This is a genomic window from Actinomadura sp. 9N407 (assembly GCF_044326315.1).
In the GTDB taxonomy this organism is placed as follows: domain Bacteria; phylum Actinomycetota; class Actinomycetes; order Streptosporangiales; family Streptosporangiaceae; genus Spirillospora.
This window is the reverse complement of sequence record NZ_JBIRAW010000055.1, coordinates 29,143-46,744: the sequence shown is the minus strand read 5'-3', so window position 1 is coordinate 46,744 and position 17,602 is coordinate 29,143. Positions and strand designations below refer to the sequence as shown.

General features: G+C 70.7%; 15 protein-coding genes. 9 read left to right on the top strand and 6 right to left on the bottom strand.

What is annotated here, in order from left to right; genetic code table 11:
* Positions 1-67: 67 nt before the first annotated feature.
* Complete coding sequence (locus ACH34Q_RS45525; RefSeq protein WP_395989495.1) at positions 68-844, bottom strand: enoyl-CoA hydratase/isomerase family protein; 777 nt, start codon at positions 842-844, stop codon at positions 68-70.
* A gap of 406 nt (positions 845-1,250) precedes the next feature.
* Between ACH34Q_RS45525 and ACH34Q_RS45520 the strand changes: the two genes are divergently transcribed.
* Complete coding sequence (locus ACH34Q_RS45520) at positions 1,251-2,114, top strand: biotin--[acetyl-CoA-carboxylase] ligase (protein ID WP_395989494.1); 864 nt, start codon at positions 1,251-1,253, stop codon at positions 2,112-2,114.
* 107 nt (positions 2,115-2,221) lie between these two features.
* The gene (locus tag ACH34Q_RS45515) at positions 2,222-3,241 is read left to right on the top strand and encodes an adenylate/guanylate cyclase domain-containing protein (RefSeq protein WP_395989493.1); all 1,020 of its coding nucleotides are present in this window, start codon (positions 2,222-2,224) and stop codon (positions 3,239-3,241) included.
* Positions 3,242-3,265: 24 nt separating this feature from the next.
* On the opposite strand, the gene bfr is transcribed toward ACH34Q_RS45515, so the two are convergent.
* Both bfr and ACH34Q_RS45505 read right to left on the bottom strand, forming a co-directional pair.
* Positions 3,266-3,748, bottom strand: coding sequence for a bacterioferritin (gene bfr / locus ACH34Q_RS45510; protein ID WP_395989492.1), 483 nt, complete (start codon positions 3,746-3,748; stop codon positions 3,266-3,268).
* A 95-nt stretch (positions 3,749-3,843) separates the two neighbouring features.
* Complete coding sequence (locus ACH34Q_RS45505; RefSeq protein ID WP_395989491.1) at positions 3,844-4,242, bottom strand: bacterioferritin-associated ferredoxin; 399 nt, start codon at positions 4,240-4,242, stop codon at positions 3,844-3,846.
* A 225-nt stretch (positions 4,243-4,467) separates the two neighbouring features.
* Here ACH34Q_RS45505 and glgX point away from each other — a divergent pair, with 225 nt between their 5' ends.
* The 5 genes from glgX to ACH34Q_RS45480 all read left to right on the top strand — a co-directional run bounded on the left by glgX (position 4,468) and on the right by ACH34Q_RS45480 (position 12,933).
* Positions 4,468-6,636, top strand: a complete 2,169-nt coding sequence (gene glgX / locus ACH34Q_RS45500) for a glycogen debranching protein GlgX (RefSeq protein ID WP_395989490.1) — start codon at positions 4,468-4,470, stop codon at positions 6,634-6,636.
* Positions 6,629-8,911, top strand: a complete 2,283-nt coding sequence (gene treY / locus ACH34Q_RS45495; protein WP_395989489.1) for a malto-oligosyltrehalose synthase — start codon at positions 6,629-6,631, stop codon at positions 8,909-8,911. Before glgX ends, treY begins: the two co-directional genes overlap by 8 nt.
* Positions 8,908-10,764, top strand: coding sequence for a malto-oligosyltrehalose trehalohydrolase (treZ, locus tag ACH34Q_RS45490; RefSeq protein WP_395989488.1), 1,857 nt, complete (start codon positions 8,908-8,910; stop codon positions 10,762-10,764). The genes treY and treZ overlap by 4 nt, the downstream gene beginning before the upstream one ends.
* 125 nt (positions 10,765-10,889) lie before the next feature.
* Positions 10,890-11,561 (top strand): response regulator transcription factor, encoded by a 672-nt coding sequence (locus ACH34Q_RS45485; protein ID WP_026402549.1) that lies wholly within the window; start codon positions 10,890-10,892, stop codon positions 11,559-11,561.
* A 94-nt stretch (positions 11,562-11,655) separates the two neighbouring features.
* Entirely contained in the window at positions 11,656-12,933 is a 1,278-nt protein-coding gene (locus ACH34Q_RS45480; protein ID WP_395989487.1) for an ATP-binding protein, read from the top strand.
* Positions 12,934-13,030: 97 nt separating this feature from the next.
* On the opposite strand, the gene ACH34Q_RS45475 is transcribed toward ACH34Q_RS45480, so the two are convergent.
* Positions 13,031-13,651, bottom strand: a complete 621-nt coding sequence (locus ACH34Q_RS45475) for a GtrA family protein (protein WP_395989486.1) — start codon at positions 13,649-13,651, stop codon at positions 13,031-13,033.
* 298 nt (positions 13,652-13,949) lie between these two features.
* On the opposite strand from ACH34Q_RS45475, the gene ACH34Q_RS45470 reads away from it, so the two are divergent.
* Together ACH34Q_RS45470 and purE are read left to right on the top strand one after the other, a co-directional pair.
* Complete coding sequence (locus tag ACH34Q_RS45470) at positions 13,950-15,113, top strand: 5-(carboxyamino)imidazole ribonucleotide synthase (protein WP_395989485.1); 1,164 nt, start codon at positions 13,950-13,952, stop codon at positions 15,111-15,113.
* A gap of 96 nt (positions 15,114-15,209) precedes the next feature.
* Positions 15,210-15,698, top strand: a complete 489-nt coding sequence (gene purE / locus ACH34Q_RS45465; RefSeq protein ID WP_395989484.1) for a 5-(carboxyamino)imidazole ribonucleotide mutase — start codon at positions 15,210-15,212, stop codon at positions 15,696-15,698.
* Positions 15,699-15,781: 83 nt separating this feature from the next.
* Here the strand turns inward: purE and ACH34Q_RS45460 are convergent, their stop codons facing one another.
* Complete coding sequence (locus ACH34Q_RS45460) at positions 15,782-16,195, bottom strand: CoA-binding protein (RefSeq protein WP_395989483.1); 414 nt, start codon at positions 16,193-16,195, stop codon at positions 15,782-15,784.
* A gap of 36 nt (positions 16,196-16,231) precedes the next feature.
* A complete protein-coding gene (locus ACH34Q_RS45455; protein WP_395989482.1) occupies positions 16,232-17,566 on the bottom strand; it encodes a UDP-glucose dehydrogenase family protein in 1,335 nt (444 codons plus the stop codon).
* Positions 17,567-17,602 lie beyond the last annotated feature (36 nt).

Here is a 17,602-nt window from a genome sequence, read left to right as displayed (position 1 = left end):
GTGTTCGCCTATCCGCAGCGTTGGAAAGGCGAACACGCCACGAGTCGACATTGCGGGTGACCGGTGATCAGGTGGGCCAGTTGGGCTTGCGCTTTTCGGTGAACGCGGCGATGCCTTCGCGGCGGTCTTCCGAGAACGCGGCGGTACGCCAGGCGTTGTCCTCGATGTCGAGTCCGGCGTCGAGGCTCAGGCCGTTGCCGAGCCGCAGTGCTCGCTTGGCGGCGCGGACGGCGACCGGGGAGTTCGCCGCGATGGCGGCGGCGATCACCATGGCCTCCTCGCGTGCCGATCCGGCGGGGACCTTGCGGTCGACCAGGCCGTACGCCTGGGCCTCGTCGATGCTCAGGCGGCGGCCGGTCAGCACCAGATCGGCCGCGCGGCCCGGGCCGAGACGGCGCAGTGCCAGCTGGGTGCCGCCGCCACCGGGCACCAGCCCCACGGCGACCTCCGGCAGCCCGAACACCGCCGACTCGTCGGCGACGATCAGGTCGCAGCTCAGCGCGAACTCGCAACCGCCGCCCAGCGCGTACCCGTGCACGGCCGCCACCACCGGCTGCGGCAGGTTCAGCACCGCCCCGAACGCCGCCCGGAACACCGGCCGCTGGGCCAGGATCTGCGCGTCCGACATCGCGTTGCGTTCCTTGAGGTCCGCCCCCACGCAGAAGGCCTTCTCACCCGCCGCGCTCAGCACCACCGCCCGTACGGACGGGTCCGCGGCCACCTCGGCGCCCACGGCGGCCAGCTGCCGTGCCATAGCCGTCGACAGCGCGTTCAGTGCCTCCGGACGATCCAGCATGATCTCGGCCACGTGCTCGGCATCCCGCCGCAGTGTCACTCCATCCACGCGATCACCCTAATGCGGCACCCGTTCACCGCGTCGCCGCGCGCCCTGTCCGCTTCCCCAGCCCTGCCTGTGGACGGACACACCTGGATCCGGCGACAGAGACCGAGGACGGATGGCTGCTGGCATCTGGCGCGTTCGGATCTTCCGAATCGGGGTGACCGCGACCCTCGCCGCCTCCGGTGACTCGTGGCGTGTTCGCCTCGATGGGCGACGCTGGGGGCGAACACGCCACGAGTCAACGGACCAGGGCGCAGAGCGCTCGGGGGCTAGGGGCGGAGCCCCAGCCGGGGGGCGTGGGGGGCGGAGCCGCCCCACCGGGGTGGGTGGCCCCGAAGCGAGGAACGAGCGTAGGGGTCGGCCCGACCCGCTCGGGGGGTGTGGGGGGTCGTCCCCCCACAATGACACTGTGACTGTTTCTGGTTATGGGGATTTGGGGCGGCCTCCGTTGCATGAGGGGGGGCTTCGGCGGGCGTTGGTGCGGCCTGGGGCGTTGTGGCGGGATGTACGGGTCGTGGCGGAGACCGGGTCGACCAATGCTGATCTGGCGCGTCTGGTGGGGGAGGGGGCGCCGGAGGGGACGGTGCTGGCGACCGAGCTGCAGACGGCCGGGCGGGGGCGGTTGGGGCGGCCCTGGACGGCACCGCCTCGGTCGGGGTTGATGTTCTCGATGCTGCTGCGGCCGGTGGTTCCGGCGGCTCGGATCGGGTGGATGCCGTTGCTGACCGGGGTGGCCGTGGCGATGGCGGTACGGCGGATGACGGCCTGGTCGGAGGCCGGGGAGAAGTTTCTCGGGGAGCCGGAGGACGTGGCGGTGGACGCGCGGCTGAAGTGGCCGAACGATCTGCTGGTCGGGGAGCGCAAGCTGGCCGGGATCCTGGCGGAGAAGGTCGGTGACGCGATCGTGGTCGGGGTCGGGCTCAACGTGGGCCTGCGGGAGGACGAGCTGCCGGTGCCCACGGCGACTTCGCTGCTGATCGAGGGGGCTCCGCTGACCGATCGGGCGCCGTTGCTGCGCGCGATCCTGCGGGAGTTCGAGACCTGGTATCGCGAGTGGACCGCGCTGGAGGGTGACCCGGAGAGCAGCGGGCTGCGTACCGCATACAAGGAGCTGTGCGCGACTTTGGGGCGGAACGTACGGGTCGAGTTGCCCGCCGGTGAGCCCTTGCGCGGTACGGCCGGGGACGTCGATGCCTCGGGGCGGCTCGTCGTCACTGGTGAGGACGGTGCGGTGCGGGCTGTCGGGGCTGGTGACGTGGTTCACGTACGTTGAACGTGGTGGGGGGATCGGTGGTCCGATCACCCTGGGACGGCCGCGTCTGCCACGATATGTCGCGGTACTTGACCACGTCGCCGCGGGCGGTCTGAGGGGCAGGGGAGATGTCAGCAGCAGGGGTACCGGATCCGAAGGAGATCGAGGAGCTCCTGCTCGGTGGCGAGCTGCGCTACACCCGTGTCGACGCCACCGAGCGGGCCGGGGTGACGCGGGAGCTGTCCGGCCGGATCTGGCGGGCGTTCGGGTATCCCTCGATGCCCGACGGCGAGGTGGCCTACACCGACGGCGATGTGGCGGCGCTGGACCGGATCCGCCGGCTGATGGACGACGGTGTCCTGGACGAGGACGCGGTGATCCGGCTGGTGCGGGCGTTCGGGCAGACGATGACCCGGCTCGCCGAGTGGCAGGTCAACCTGCTCAGCCACATGGTGATCCCGGATCCGAACGAGCCGCCCGATCCGACGTCGGTGCAGACGATCGTGGAGCTGGCCGAGAAGCACATCGGGGAGTTCGAGCCGCTGGTGGTGCACGCCTGGCGGCGGCAGCTGGCCGCCGCAGGGACCCGCGCGATCGCCGCTGCGGCGACCAGCCGCGAGGCCGGGACGGGTGCCGTACGGCCGCATCTGACCGTGGGCTTCGCGGACATGGTCTCGTTCACGCAGATGAGCCGGGAGTTGGAGGAGCTGGAGCTGGCGCGGGTGGTGGAGCGGTTCGAGGAGACCGCGTCCGACATCGTGGCCTCGTGCGGCGGGCGGCTGGTCAAGACGCTGGGGGACGAGGTGCTGTTCTGCGCCGACGACCCGGCGGTGGGCGGCGAGATCGCGCTCACCATCGCGGAGGCGATCCAGGACGAGACCGAGGTCCCGGACGTCCGGGTGGGCGCGGCGCACGGCCCGGTGCTGCAGCTGATGGGCGATGTGTTCGGTACGACGGTGAATCTGGCCGCCCGGCTGACCTCGCTGGCCCGGCCGGGCTCGGTGGTGATCGATGAGGAGTTGGCGGAGCGGCTGGAGGGCGAGCCGGCGTTCGCGCCCACCCGGATCGTGCGCAGGCCGGTCCGCGGGCTGGGGATCATCCAGCCGTACGTACTGCGCCGCGGGAAGCACGGGTCCCCGGCCGGGTGACGGCCGGGGACGTCGCGTTCCGGCTCAGTCCTCGCCCGGGGCGGCGGTGAGGCGCTGCAGGTAGTTCTGTTCGCCGAGGGACTCCACCAGGCCCATCTCGGTCTCCAGGTAGTCGATGTGCTCTTCCTCGTCGGCCAGGATGTCCTCGAAGATCCGGGCGGAGGTCACATCGCCGCGCGAGCGCATCAGCTCGATCCCGGGCCGCAGCCGCGCCACGGCCTCGAGCTCGACCTGCATATCGGCCTTGAGCTGCTCGAACACGGTCTGCCCGATGCGCAGCGTGCCGATCTTCTGGTAGTTGGGCAGTCCCTCCAGGAACAGGATGCGGTCGGTCAGCCGCTCCGCGTGCCGCATCTCGTCGAACGACTCGTCGCGGGTGTGCTTGGCCAAGCGAGTGAAGCCCCAGTTCTGCTGCATCTTGGCATGCAGGAAGTACTGGTTGATCGCGGTGAGTTCCGCGGTCAGCTGCTCGTTGAGCAGGTTGATGATGTCCTTGTCGCCTTCCATTCGGCCCATGCTGTCATGCGGGCCGGACCTTGGACAGCACTAGGCCCCCGTTCGGCGCGTATCGGTGCCGGACGAGGTGCGTCAGGAGGCTGCCGTCAGGCTGCGGTCGACGACCTCCTCTCGGCGGCCCTCGTGGCGGTACGGGGCGCGTGCTCCGCGTTCCGTACCGGCAGGGACGGGCCCGCGACCGTGATCGACTCGGGCGCAGTGCGCTCGGGCAGTGTGTGCTCGGGCGCCGTGTGCTCGGGCAACACGTGTCCGGGCAGCAGGTGCTCGGCGGGCATCACGGGGGAGGCCGGGCCGCCGGTGATCGCGTCGACCAGGTCGCTGGCCGTGCGGTACTCGCTCACCAGGGCATGCAGGCGCTTGGTGCAGGACCCGCACCCCGGCTTCATGCCGCACGCGGCCCTGACCTCCTTGGGAGAGCAGGCGCCGCCGGCCATACAGCCCCGCACGTCATCTTCGGTGACGGCGTTGCAGACGCAGACGTACATCCGGCGGTGGAACCTTCCGTGCGGCGTTACGGACTACCGAGGGCGATCACCAATGCACGGTAAGGGCACCCTCAATAAGGTAAGGCTCCCCTAAGGTAACCCAGTGATGTCCGTTCTGGCCAGTGGTGGTCGGTTCTCTTTACCTTCGGTCCCTCCCGGCGCCGTGGCGGTGTGAGCCAACCGTCACGGGGAAGCATCCGTCCCGAACGACGGGAGGGCGGGACGGTGACAGTGGTCTGGCCGGGTGACGCGTATCCCCTCGGGGCCCACTTCGACGGGGCGGGCGCCAACTTCGCGATCTTCACCGAGGCCGCCGAGCGGGTGGAGCTGTGCCTCTTCGACGGGCCCGCGGCCGACGGGGGCGAGGAGACGCGGATCACGCTTCCGGAGGTGGACGCGTTCGTCTGGCACGCCTACGTCCCCGGGATCATGCCCGGCCAGCGGTACGGGTACCGCGTGCACGGCCGGTACGAGCCGCGGCAGGGCGACCGGTGCAACCCGGCCAAGCTGCTGCTCGACCCGTACGCGCAGGCGATCGAGGGCGAGGTCGACTGGGACGCGTCGTGCTTCGGCTACGAGTTCGGGGACCCCTGGTCGCGCAACGACCAGGACTCGGCCCCGCACACGATGCGGTCGGTGGTGGTCAGCCCCTTCTTCGACTGGTCCGACGACCGGCCGCCGCGGACGCCGTACCACGAGACGGTGATCTACGAGGCCCATGTGAAGGGCCTCACGTACCGGCATCCGGAGATCCCGCCGGAGCTGCGCGGCACGTACGCGGCGCTCGGCCATCCGGTGATCGTCGATCATCTGGTCAAGCTGGGCGTGACGGCCGTCGAGCTGATGCCGGTGCACCAGTTCGTGCACGACGACACGCTGGTCGATCGGGGGCTGCGTAACTACTGGGGCTACAACACCATCGGCTTCTTCGCCCCGCACAACGGGTACGCGGCGTCCGGGCGGCGCGGGCAGCAGGTGCTGGAGTTCAAGGCCATGGTGAAGGCCCTGCACGAGGCCGGGATCGAGGTGATCCTGGACGTGGTCTACAACCACACCGCCGAGGGCAACCATCTGGGGCCGACGCTGTCGTTCCGTGGGCTGGACAACGCCTCGTACTACCGGCTGATGGAGAACGACCCGCGCTACTACATGGACACCACGGGCACCGGCAACAGCCTGCTGATGCGCAGCCCGCACGTCCTTCAGCTGATCATGGACTCGCTGCGGTACTGGATCACCGAGATGCACGTGGACGGGTTCCGCTTCGACCTGGCCGCCACGCTGGCCCGGGAGCTGCACGAGGTGGACCGGCTGTCGGCGTTCTTCGATCTGGTGCAGCAGGATCCGGTGGTCTCGCAGGTCAAGCTGATCGCGGAGCCCTGGGATGTGGGGGAAGGCGGCTACCAGGTCGGCAATTTCCCGCCGCTGTGGACCGAGTGGAACGGCAAGTACCGCGACACCGTCCGCGACTACTGGCGGGGCAAGCCCGCGACGCTGCCGGAGTTCGCCTCCCGGCTGACCGGGTCCAGCGACCTGTACGCCGACGACGGCCGCCGGCCCAACGCCTCGATCAACTTCGTGACCTGCCACGACGGCTTCACCCTGCACGACCTGGTCTCGTACGACGGCAAGCACAACGAGGCCAACGGCGAGGGCAACCGGGACGGCACCGACGACAACCGCTCCTGGAACTGCGGCCGCGAGGGCCCGACGGACGACCTGGAGATCATCGGGCTGCGCGAGCGGCAGAAGCGCAACTTCATGGCCACGCTGTTCCTGACCCAGGGCGTGCCGATGCTCTCGCACGGCGACGAGATCGGCCGTACGCAGCGCGGCAACAACAACGCCTACTGCCAGGACACCGAGATCTCCTGGGTCGACTGGGACGGGCTCCAGGACCATTTCCCGCTGTTCGACTTCGTCCAGAAGCTGGCGGCGCTGCGCAAGAAGCACCCGGTGTTCCGGCGCCGCCGCTTCTTCCAGGGGCGCGGGCCCCAGACCCGGCAGGCGGTGGGATCGCGGCAGGGCAAGGGGGCGAAGCAGGGCAAGGCGCTGCCCGACCTGCTGTGGTTCACCCCCGGCGGGCGGGAGATGAACGACGCCGACTGGTCGGCCGGCTACAACAAGTCGTTCTACATCTTCGTGAACGGCGACGCGATCGACGAGCCCGGCCGGCGCGGCGAGCGGATCAAGGACGCCTCGTTCCTGCTGCTGTTCAACGCCCACCACGGCGATCTGGGTTTCGGGCTGCCGCCCGCCCGGTACGGCGGGATGTGGTGCAAGGTGCTCGACACCGCCGATCCCCTGCTCGCCGAGGAGGAGTCCCCCATGGTCAAGGCGGGCGAGACGGTGACGGTCGAGGCCCGTTCGGTGCAGGTGCTCCGCCGTGTCTGACCCCGAGGTCCCCGCGACCGCGACGTACCGGATCCAGCTGCGCGGTGTGCGCGACCCGCGGCACTGCGGCTTCAACGAGGTGGGTGCGCTGGCGCCGTACCTGGCGGGGCTGGGCGTCTCGCACGTGTACCTCTCGCCGGTGCTCCAGGCGGCGCCCGGCTCGACGCACGGGTACGACGTGGTCGATCACGACCGGCTGTCGGCGGAGCTGGGCGGGAGCGACGCGTTCCGGGCGATGGCGTCGCGGTTCCGCGCGCACGGGCTGCGGATGATCGTGGACGTGGTCCCCAACCACATGGCGATCCCGCATCCGCCGGAGCTGAACGCGCCGCTGGCGTCGGTGATCGAGCGGGGCGAGGACTCGCCGTACGCCCGCTGGTTCGACATCGACTGGGAGGCGGGCGGCGGGCGGATCGTCCTGCCGGGTGAGGGCGAGCCCAACTACCGGCGGTTCTTCGACATCTCCGGCCTGATCTGCCTGCGCCAGGAGGACCCCGAGGTCTTCGCCCGGACGCACGGGCTGCTGCTGCGCCTGGTCTCCGAGGGGCTGGTCGACGGGCTGCGGATCGATCACCCCGACGGCCTCACCGATCCGCGCGGCTATCTGGAACGGCTGTCGGCGGCGGCCTCGGAGCCCGGGACGCCGCGCTGGATCGTGGTCGAGAAGATCACGACCGGCGAGGAGCGGCTGCCGGCCGGCTGGCGGTGCGCCGGTACGACCGGGTACGACGCGCTCGGCATGGTGGGCGGGATCTTCGTCGATCCGGACGGGGAACGGCCGCTGACCGACGCCTACGTCGCGTTCACCGGCGGCCCGGCGGCGTTCGAGGAGGTCGAGCACGAGGCGCGCCGGTACGCGGCGGAGCACGGGCTGCGGCCGGAGATCACTCGATTGCACACGGTCCTGTGCCGGGCCCTGGGCGAGCAGGACGAGGCGCGGCGTGAGGATCTCAGGACGGCGCTGTTCGAGCTGCTGGCCGCAATGCCCGTCTACCGGGCGTACGTCGTCCCGGGCGAGGACCCGCCGGTCCAGGCGGTCGAGGTCCTGGAGCAGGCGGAACGGGCGGCGCGGGCGCGGGTTCCGGACCGGCTGCACCAGGACCTGGAGACGATCGTCAAGCTGGCCCTGGGGGCCGGCGCGGGAGAGCCGGAGTTCGCCGAGCGGTTCCAGCAGACGTCGGCGCCGCTGGCGGCCAAGGGCGTGGAGGACACCGCGTTCTACCGCTGGAACCGGATGGCGATGCTGAACGAGGTGGGCGGCGATCCGGCACGGTTCGCGGTCGGCCCGGAGGACTTCCACGCGTACTGCGAGACCCTGGCCCGCGACTGGCCCGCGACGATGACGACGCTCTCGACGCACGACACCAAGCGCCAGGAGGACGTCCGCGCCCGGCTCGCCGTCCTCGCCGAGCTGCCGGGACCGTGGACGGAGGCCGTCGAGCGCTGGCGCGCGTGGGACCCCAAGGGCTCGCCGCTGGAGCCTGACCTGGAGTACCTGTTCTGGCAGACGCTCGCCGGGGCCTGGCCGCTCACCGCGGACCGGCTGGCGGAGTTCCTGACCAAGGCGATGCGCGAGGCCAAGACCCGGACGTCCTGGATCGAGCCCGACACCGGGTACGAGGAGGCGGTGCTCGCGTACGCCCGGCGGGTCCTGGAGGACGCCGACCTGATCGCGGATCTCACGGGTTTCGTGGACATGCTGAAGCCGTACGCGCGCGCCAACATGCTCGGCCAGAAGCTCGTCCAGCTGACCATGCCGGGCGTCCCGGACGTCTACCAGGGCTGCGAACTGGTCGGGCTGTCGCTCGTGGACCCCGACAACCGGCGTCCGATCGACTACGGCCTGCGCCGTACCCGCCTCACGCGCCTCGACAGCGGGCGCGACCCCCGCGATCTGGACGACGAGAAGCTGCTGGTGACCTCGCGGGCGCTGCGGCTGCGGCGCGCGCACCCGGACTGGTTCGGCGGCGGCCATGGGGCTGTCGAGGCTGAGGGGGATGCCGCGCGGCACGCCTTGGCCTTCTCTCGCGGGGAGGCTCTGACGGTCGTGACCAGGCTTCCGGCAGGTCTTGAACGGGCCGAGGGCTGGGGCGACACGTCCCTGGACGCCGGTTCCGGGCTGTGGCGCGACGTCCTGACCGGCGCCGTCCACAGGGGTCCGCGGCTCCGCCTGGCCGAACTGTTCAGAACGCTTCCCGTCGCTCTCCTCGTTCCAGATGCCACAGGAAAGAACGGCACGGAGAAGGACAGCACGGGAAAGGACAGGGCGGAGTGACCCGATTCGAGGTCTGGGCGCCGGATGCCGAACGAGTCCAGGTCGCCACCTGGAAAGGGGAAGCGCCCGTACGCCGATTGATGAGTCCTGTGGAAGGGCGGCATGGCTGGTGGGGCGCGGACGTCCCGGAAGCCGGGCACGGTACGGATTACGGCTTCGTCCTAGGCGATCAGGACGAGATCCTGCCGGATCCGCGTTCGCCTTGGCAGCCCCACGGAGCCCATGGGGCCAGCCGTGTGTACGAGCACGACCGCTTCGCCTGGACGGACCGGGCATGGCGAGGACGTCCCCTGCCTGGCAGCGTCCTGTACGAGCTGCACGTGGGCACGTTCACCCAGGAGGGGACGTTCGGCGCGGCCATTGAACGGCTCGACTACCTGGTCTCCCTAGGAGTGGACGCCGTTGAGTTGATGCCGGTGGCCGCGTTCCCTGGGATCCAGGGCTGGGGGTACGACGGCGTACACCTGTGGGCACCGCACGAGCCGTACGGCGGTCCGGACGGGTTGAAGCGTTTCGTGGACGCGGCTCATGCGCGTGGGCTGGCGGTCGTCCTCGATGTCGTCTACAACCACCTAGGGCCGAGCGGCAACCGGCTCGCGTCCTACGGGCCGTACTTCACCGACGCGTACAGCACCCCCTGGGGCGCGGCTGTGAATTTCGACCAGGTGGGCTCTGACGAGGTGCGCGCGTTCGTCATCGGCAACGCGCTGATGTGGCTGCGCGACTACCACCTGGACGGCCTGCGCCTGGACGCCGTCCACGCCATCAACGACCACGGCGCCGTACACATCCTGCAAGCCCTCGCCGGCCGCGTCCAGGCGCTGTCGGCCCATCTCGGCCGCGAACTCTTCCTCATCGCCGAGTCGGACCTGAACGATCCCCGGCTGGTGACGTCCCAGGAGGCCGGCGGGTACGGCCTGGACGGGCAGTGGTGCGACGACGTCCACCACGCCCTGCACGCCGCCCTGACCGGGGAACGGCAGGGGTACTACTGCGACTTCGGCTCGATGGCGACGCTCGCCAAGGCTCTGACCAGGGTGTTCGTCCATGACGGCACGTGGTCGACGTACCGGGGGCGCCATCACGGCCGGCCGGTGGACGTGCTGCGGACGCCCGCGCACCGGTTCGTCACGTTCCTGCAGAACCATGATCAGGTCGGCAACCGGGCGGCCGGTGACCGGGCCGCCGCGTCGCTCCCGCCCGCCCGGCTCAAGATCGGCGCGGCGCTGCTGCTGCTCGGCCCGTTCACCCCGATGCTCTTCATGGGCGAGGAGTGGGCGGCGAGCACGCCGTGGTGCTACTTCACCGACCACCGGGAGCCGGAGCTGGGACGGGCCGTCACGGAGGGCCGCCGGCGCGAGTTCGCCCGGCACGGCTGGACGGGCGAGGTTCCCGATCCACAGGCTGTGGATACGTTCCGGCGATCCCGGCTCGACTGGGCCGAGGCCGGCGAGGGCGTCCACCGTGAGCTGCTGGAATGGCATCGCGCGCTGATCGCGCTGCGGCGCGCCTGGCCCGAGCTGACCGACCCGCGGCTCACCGGGGTCGCGGTGGAGACCGGCGAGACCCTCGGGCGCGACACGCGGGCGAATGTGCAAGATCAACCGGATGACGCGAATGTCGGTTCGCTCGTGCTGCGGCGCGGCCGGATCCGCGTGGTGGCCTGTTTCGACGAACGAACCGTGCGATTGCCGGTCGTTCCACCCGCGCGGCTGCTGCTGGCCTCCGATTCCGCCGTACGGCTGGATCCGGCCACCACGGACGGTGACCTCGAAACGGTCACGCTCACCCTCCCGGGGCCGGGCGTGGCGGTCCTCGGACCGCTCCACGGCCACCCTGACCGGTGGCAATAACGTACGGTTACTTCCTCTTACATCATGATTTGTCCGTGTTCATGGATGTACTATGAGTGGCAAACCGCAGGTCAAGAGCGCGGCGGCCGCCGGGAAACGTTCGTGAATGGTCATACGATCGGTCCATGACCTCAGTACTGCTCGCCGAGGACGACACGTCCATCTCCGAGCCTCTCGCCCGCGCGCTGCGTCGTGAGGGGTACACCGTCGAAGTCAGCCCGGACGGCCCGCAGGCGCTGGAGCGGGCTCTCGGGGGCGGCGTGGATCTCATCGTCCTCGATCTCGGACTGCCCGAACTGGACGGTCTGGAGGTGGCGCGCCGGGTGCGCGCCGAGGGGCACGGGGTGCCCATCCTGATCCTCACCGCCCGCGCCGACGAGGTCGACACCGTCGTCGGGCTGGACGCCGGTGCCGACGACTATGTGACCAAGCCCTTCAGGCTGGCCGAACTGCTCGCCAGGGTCCGGGCCCTGCTGCGCCGCGGCAGCACCGAGACGCCCATCGTGCAGGGCGTCCGGATCGACGCCGAGTCGCGCCGGGCCTGGATGGGCGAACAGGAGCTCCAGCTGACCACCAAGGAGTTCGACCTGCTGCGCGTGCTGGTGCGCGACGCCGGCAAGGTCGTGACCCGCGAACAGATCATGCGCGAGGTGTGGGACACCAACTGGTGGGGTTCCACCAAGACGCTCGACATGCACATTTCCTGGCTGCGCCGCAAGCTCGGCGACGACGCCGGCAGCCCGCGCTACATCACGACCGTGCGCGGTGTCGGCTTCCGGTTTGAACGCGGCGATTGATCCCGTTCGTCATGATCACGCGGTCCCGCCGCGGGCCGACCGAGACGGGCCGCGGCGTGTCGCGTGATCACGGCATCACCTCGAAGGAGCCCTGATGAGGCGCCGACTGCTCCTGTCGACGCTCGCGGTGGCGGTCGTCGCGATCCTGCTGCTCGGCATTCCCCTCGCCTACGCCACACACAAGCTCATCTACGAGGAGGCGCGCCAGTCGCTGGACCGCGAGGCCGCCTCGATCCTCGGCGGGGTCGGATTCAGCCTGGAGTCCGGCCAGCCGATCACCGACCAGAAGATCTCGCAGGAATATCCGGGCCGCTACATCGTGATCACGCTGGCCAACGACCAGGTGGTCACGGCCGGGGCGCGGCCCGCCCGCGGCACCGAGCTGCTCACCGCCACCGGGACCGCCGGCGGCGTGCGGGTGCAGGTGTCCCGGCCGGCCGGGCAGGTCCAGGACGAGGCGCTGCGGCTGATGCTGCTGATCGGCAGCCTGGCCGCGCTGGGCGTCGCGGTGACCGTCGGGCTGGCGATGTTCCAGGCCCGCAAGCTCACCGTCCCGCTGATCGACCTGGCCGAGACCGCCGACCGGCTCGGCTCGGGGAACGCCCGGCCGCGCCGCCGCCGGTACGGCATCGCCGAGGTCGACCGGGTCGCGGAGGTCCTGGACCGCAGCGCGGTCCGGATCGCCGACCTGCTGGCCGCGAGCCGGGAGTTCGCCTCCGATGCCAGCCACCAGCTGCGCACCCCGCTGACCGCCCTGTCGATGCGGCTGGAGGAGATGGTCGAGGCCGCCGACTACCCCGATGTCGTCCGCGAGGAGGGCGCCGCCGCGCTGGCCCAGGCCGAACGGCTGGTGGCCGTGGTGGAGCAGCTGCTCGCCCGGTCCCGGCACGACCGTACCGGCGCCGCCGTGGCGGCCCCGATCGACGACATCATCGCCCAGCAGGTCGAGGAGTGGCGGCCGATCTTCCGCCGGGACGGCCGCGACGTCCGTACCACCGGGGAACGGGGCCTGGTCGGGATGACCAGCCCCGAGGGCCTCTCCCAGATCATCGCGACGCTGCTGGACAACTCGCTGGTGCACGGGTCGGGACCGGTCACGATCAACACCAAGCCGGGCGCCAGCTCGGTGGTGGTGGAGATCGGCGACGAGGGCCCCGGCATCCCGCCGGAGCTGGAAGCCAGGATCTTCGAGCGCAGCGTCAGCAGCGGCCGGGGAACCGGGCTCGGGCTCTACCTGGCCCGCTCGCTGGCGGTGGTGGACGGCGGCCGGCTGGAGCTGATCCAGACGAGGCCCGCGGTGTTCGGGGTGTTCCTGCGCCAGGCCGCCCAGGCCAAGCTGGCCTCGGAACGCGTCGTGATCGGCCCCGCGTGACGGCTCAGGAGTCCGCGTTACGGCTCAGGGGTGCCGACTCAGGGCATACGGGGCTCAGGGGTGCAGGCTCAGGGGGTACGGGTTCAGGGGTAGGGATTCAGGGGGTGCGGGTGAATTCCGCGTACCCCTCGGCGGGGTTCTCGCCGAGCGCCCGGCTGAGATCAGGGGCGGGAAGCGTGTGGCCGTTGACCTGCTGCGGGGCCTGCTGCGGAGCCTGCGGCACGTCGGGCTCGACCGGCGCGACGCCGGGCAGCCCGGAGTGCGGGTCGACCTGCGCGGCCTCGACGGGCAGGAACACCCACTTCTTGTACGACCAGAACCGGAACAGCGTCGCCACGCCGGTGCCGACGATCAGCGCGCCGTTGTAGGCGATCGGCCCCGTGAGGCCCATCACGTAGTGGGTGAAGCCGATGAACAGCTGGGTGATCACCAGGCCGACGCCGTTCAGCGCGAAGAACAGGACGTACTCGCGGCCCAGCCCGGTCCGGTCGCGGTGCCGGAACGTCCAGTAGCGGTTGGCCATGTACGAGAACGTGGTCGCCACCACCGTCGCGATGGCGTTGGAGGACAGCGGGCCCATCCCCAGGCCGGCCTCGTTGTGCAGCGCGTTGCTGAGGATCAGCGTGATGACGAAGGCGATCGCGCCGACGCTGCCGAACTTCGCGAGCTCGCGCACCAGATGCGCGAACCGTTGATAGAGGTTGGAGACCAGGTTCACGAAGAGGAACCGTCCTTCCGGACTTCGGCTACGGCGGCCGCGGGCGTGGTCCGACGCACTACGGCAAGGGTGGAGGCACAATGAGGATAGACGTATGTGGCCACTGAGGCGTCGTTAAAGGAACGTTCGCGTATCCGCGCCTGTTCCCCTCGCCCTCGACGCTGCCCTGTTGAACGCACCTCACACTCCTTCGACGCGGCACGCGCCCGGTTCGTTCGCCGTGTCCAAGGAACCGGCCGCGATGACCGGGCACACCGTACCGCCCGATAGCCTTTCGACCGTGAGAGATCCAGCTCAGATGCCCGTAGTGGGTATGGCGGGCGGCGGGCAGCTGGCCCGGATGACCCAGCAGGCCGCGATCGGCCTCGGCGTGTCGCTGCGCGTGCTCGCCGGCTCCGCCCACGACTCGGCGGCGCGGGTCGTCACCGACGTCCGCGTAGGCGACGACTCCTCGCTGGAGGATCTGCGCGCGTTCGCCAAGGGCTGCGACGTGGTCACCTTCGACCATGAGCACGTCCCCGGGGCCCACATCGCGGCCGTGGAGGAGTCCGGTATCCCGTGCCGCCCCGGCGCCGCGGCGCTGCTGCACGCCCAGGACAAGCTGGTGATGCGCGAGCGCCTCACGGCGTTCGGCGCTCCCTGCCCGGCGTACGGCCTCGTGCCGGACAGTGCACCGATGGCCTTCCTCGAAGCCTTCGCCCGCGAGCACGGCCTGCCGCTGGTCCTCAAGGCCACCCGCGGTGGCTACGACGGCAAGGGCGTCTGGATCCTGGACGGCCTCGGCCGCGAGGAGCAGGACCTGGTGAGCCGCCTGCTCGCCGAAGGCGTGACCCTGATGGCCGAGGAGCACGTCCCGTTCCGCCGGGAGCTCGCCGCCGTCGTGGCCCGTTCCCCGCACGGCCAGGGCGCCGCGTACCCGATCGTGGAGACCGTCCAGAAGGACGGCATCTGCGTCGAGGTGATCGCGCCCGCCCCCGGCCTGGACGGCGGCACGGCCGCCGAGGCCCAGCGCCTCGCGCTCGACATCGCCGACCGGCTCGGCGTCACCGGCCTGCTGGCCGTCGAGCTGTTCGAGACCGATGCGGGCCTGCTGGTCAACGAGCTGGCGATGCGCCCGCACAACTCCGGCCACTGGACGATCGAGGGCGCCCGCACGTCCCAGTTCGAGCAGCACCTGCGCGCCGTACTGGACCTGCCGCTCGGCTCCACCGACCCCACCGCCCCGTACACCGTCATGGCCAACGTCCTCGGCGGCGGCGAGGCCGAGATCTACCACCGCTACCTGCACGTGATGGCCCACGATCCGGCCGTCAAGGTGCACTTCTACGGCAAGGACGTCAGGCCCGGACGCAAGATCGGCCATGTCACCGCGCTGGGCTCCGACCTCGACGAGGTCCGCGACCGCGCCCGGCACGCCGCCGACTTCCTGCGCTGGGGCTCCAAGATGGGAGCAGCCCAGTGAGCCGCAGGGCCGCGGCGCGGGCTGGACTGACGAGCGAGGAACGAAGGGAAGCCCGTGCCTGAAGGCGGCCCGGAGGCGAACGGGGAGAGAGGGCTTGTGATCAGGGTCGGTGTGGTGATGGGGAGCGACTCGGACTGGCCGGTGATGAAGGCCGCCGCCGAGGCGCTGGAGGAGTTCGGTGTCGGCTACGAGGCCGATGTGGTCTCCGCGCACCGGATGCCGCTCGACATGATCGCCTACGGCTCCGAGGCGGCCGGGCGCGGCATCAAGGTGATCATCGCGGGCGCCGGCGGCGCCGCCCACCTGCCCGGCATGCTCGCCTCGGTGACGCCGCTCCCGGTCATCGGCGTCCCCGTACCGCTGAAGTACCTCGACGGCATGGACTCGCTGCTGTCGATCGTCCAGATGCCGGCCGGCGTCCCGGTCGCCACCGTCGCCGTCGGCGCCGCCCGCAACGCGGGCCTGCTGGCGGTACGGATCCTCGCGGCCTCCGACGAGGCCCTCCAGTCGAAGATGACCGATTTCCAGCGGGACCTGTACGACCAGGCCAAGGCCAAGGGCGCCCGCCTCCGCGACAGCCTCTAGCCCTTCGTCGACTCGTGGCGTGTTCGCCCTCGCAGGGCGGCGGACAGGCGAACACGCCACGAGTCAACCTTGGGGTGGGGCGGTCAGCGGCGGAGGGCCCATTCGACGGCCGGGCAGCGGTTCATGACCACGTCCAGGCCGGCTTCCTGGGCTCGTCTTGCCGCCGGTTCGTCGATCACGTCCAGGGGCAGCCAGACCGCCTTCGCGCCCGCCGCGATCGCCTCGTCGACGGCCGCGCCCGCGTACTCGGAACGCCGGTAGACCCCGACGACGTCGATCTCGCCGGGGACGTCCTTGAGCGACGCGTACCCCTGCTCGCCCAGCACGGCGGCTCCGGACGGGTGGACCGGTACGATCCGCTTGCCCCGCTCCTGGAGCAGCCGTGCCTGCGTGTAGACCTCGCGCTCGGGATTGTCGCCCAGGCCCACGAACGCCCACGTCTTGGTGTCGTTCAGCAGCCGCCGGACCACGTCCCGCTCAGCAAATGCATCACCCATGCCCGTCACAACATCAACAGTGCCGGGTTCGTTCCCCTACGGCCGGCCGAGGGCTCGGTAGTTCCAGCCTGCGGCGCGCCACTGCTCGGGGTCGAGGGCGTTGCGGCCGTCGACGATGTTGCGTTCGGCGACGACCTCGGCCAGGGCCATCGGGTCCATCTCGCGGAACTCCTGCCATTCGGTCAGCAGCAGCACCACGTGGGCGCCGCGCGCGGCGCCCAGGGTGGAGTCGCCGAAGTCGAGCGACGGCTGGGCCTCGCGGGCGTTGGCCATGGCCTGCGGGTCGTACACGGTGACCTTGCCGCCCTGGCCCCTGATGTTGGCGGCCACGTCGAGGGCGGGGGAGTCGCGCACGTCGTCGGAGTTGGGCTTGAACGCCGCGCCCAGGACGCCGACCGTACGGCCGATGAACGAGCCGCCCAGCTCGTGCCGGGCCAGATCGACCATCCGGATCCGGCGGCGGATGTTGATCTCGTCCACCTCGCGCAGGAACGTCAGCGCCTGGTCGACGCCCAGCTCGCCGGCGCGGGCCATGAACGCGCGGATGTCCTTGGGCAGGCAGCCGCCGCCGAAGCCGAGGCCGGGGCCGAGGAACCGGCCGCCGATCCGGTCGTCGTACGACAGCGCCTCGGAGAGCTTGGTGACGTCGGCGTGCGCGGCCTCGCAGACCTCGGCCATCGCGTTGATGAACGAGATCTTGGTGGCCAGGAAGGCGTTGGCCGACACCTTGACCAGCTCGGAGGTGGGGTAGTCGGCGACGATGAACGGCGTGCCGGCGGCCAGCATGGTCGAGTAGACCTCGCGCAGGATCTTCTCCGCGCGGTCGGCGGCGCCGGTGTCGGAGGGCACCCCCACGACGATCCGGTCGGGGCGCAGGGTGTCCTGGACGGCGAAGCCCTCGCGCAGGAACTCGGGGTTCCACGCGAGCACGGCGTCGCCGTCGGCGGGGGCCAGCATGGCGATCCGGTCGGCCAGCCGCTCCGCCGTGCCGACCGGCACGGTGGACTTGCCCACGATCACGCAGGGCCGGTGCAGCAGCGGCGCCAGCTCCGAGATCGCGTCGTCCACGTAGGTCATGTCCGCGGCGTACTCGCCGATCTTCTGCGGGGTACCGACGCAGACGAAATGCACGTCGCCGAACTCCGCGACCTCCTCGTAGGAGGTGGTGAAGCGCAGCCGCCCGTTCTCCAGATTGCGGCGGAGCACGGGCTCCAGCCCCGGTTCGAAGTAGGGCAGGTCTCCTGCCTGGAGCCGGGCGATCTTCTTGGGATCGATGTCCAGCCCGAGAACCTCGTAACCCAGGTCCGCCATGCAGGCCGCATGGGTGGCGCCCAGGTAACCGGTCCCGATCACCGTCAGCCGGTGGGTCAAGGCACAACTCCTTCGTCGTCTCGCCGCTGCCCCGTC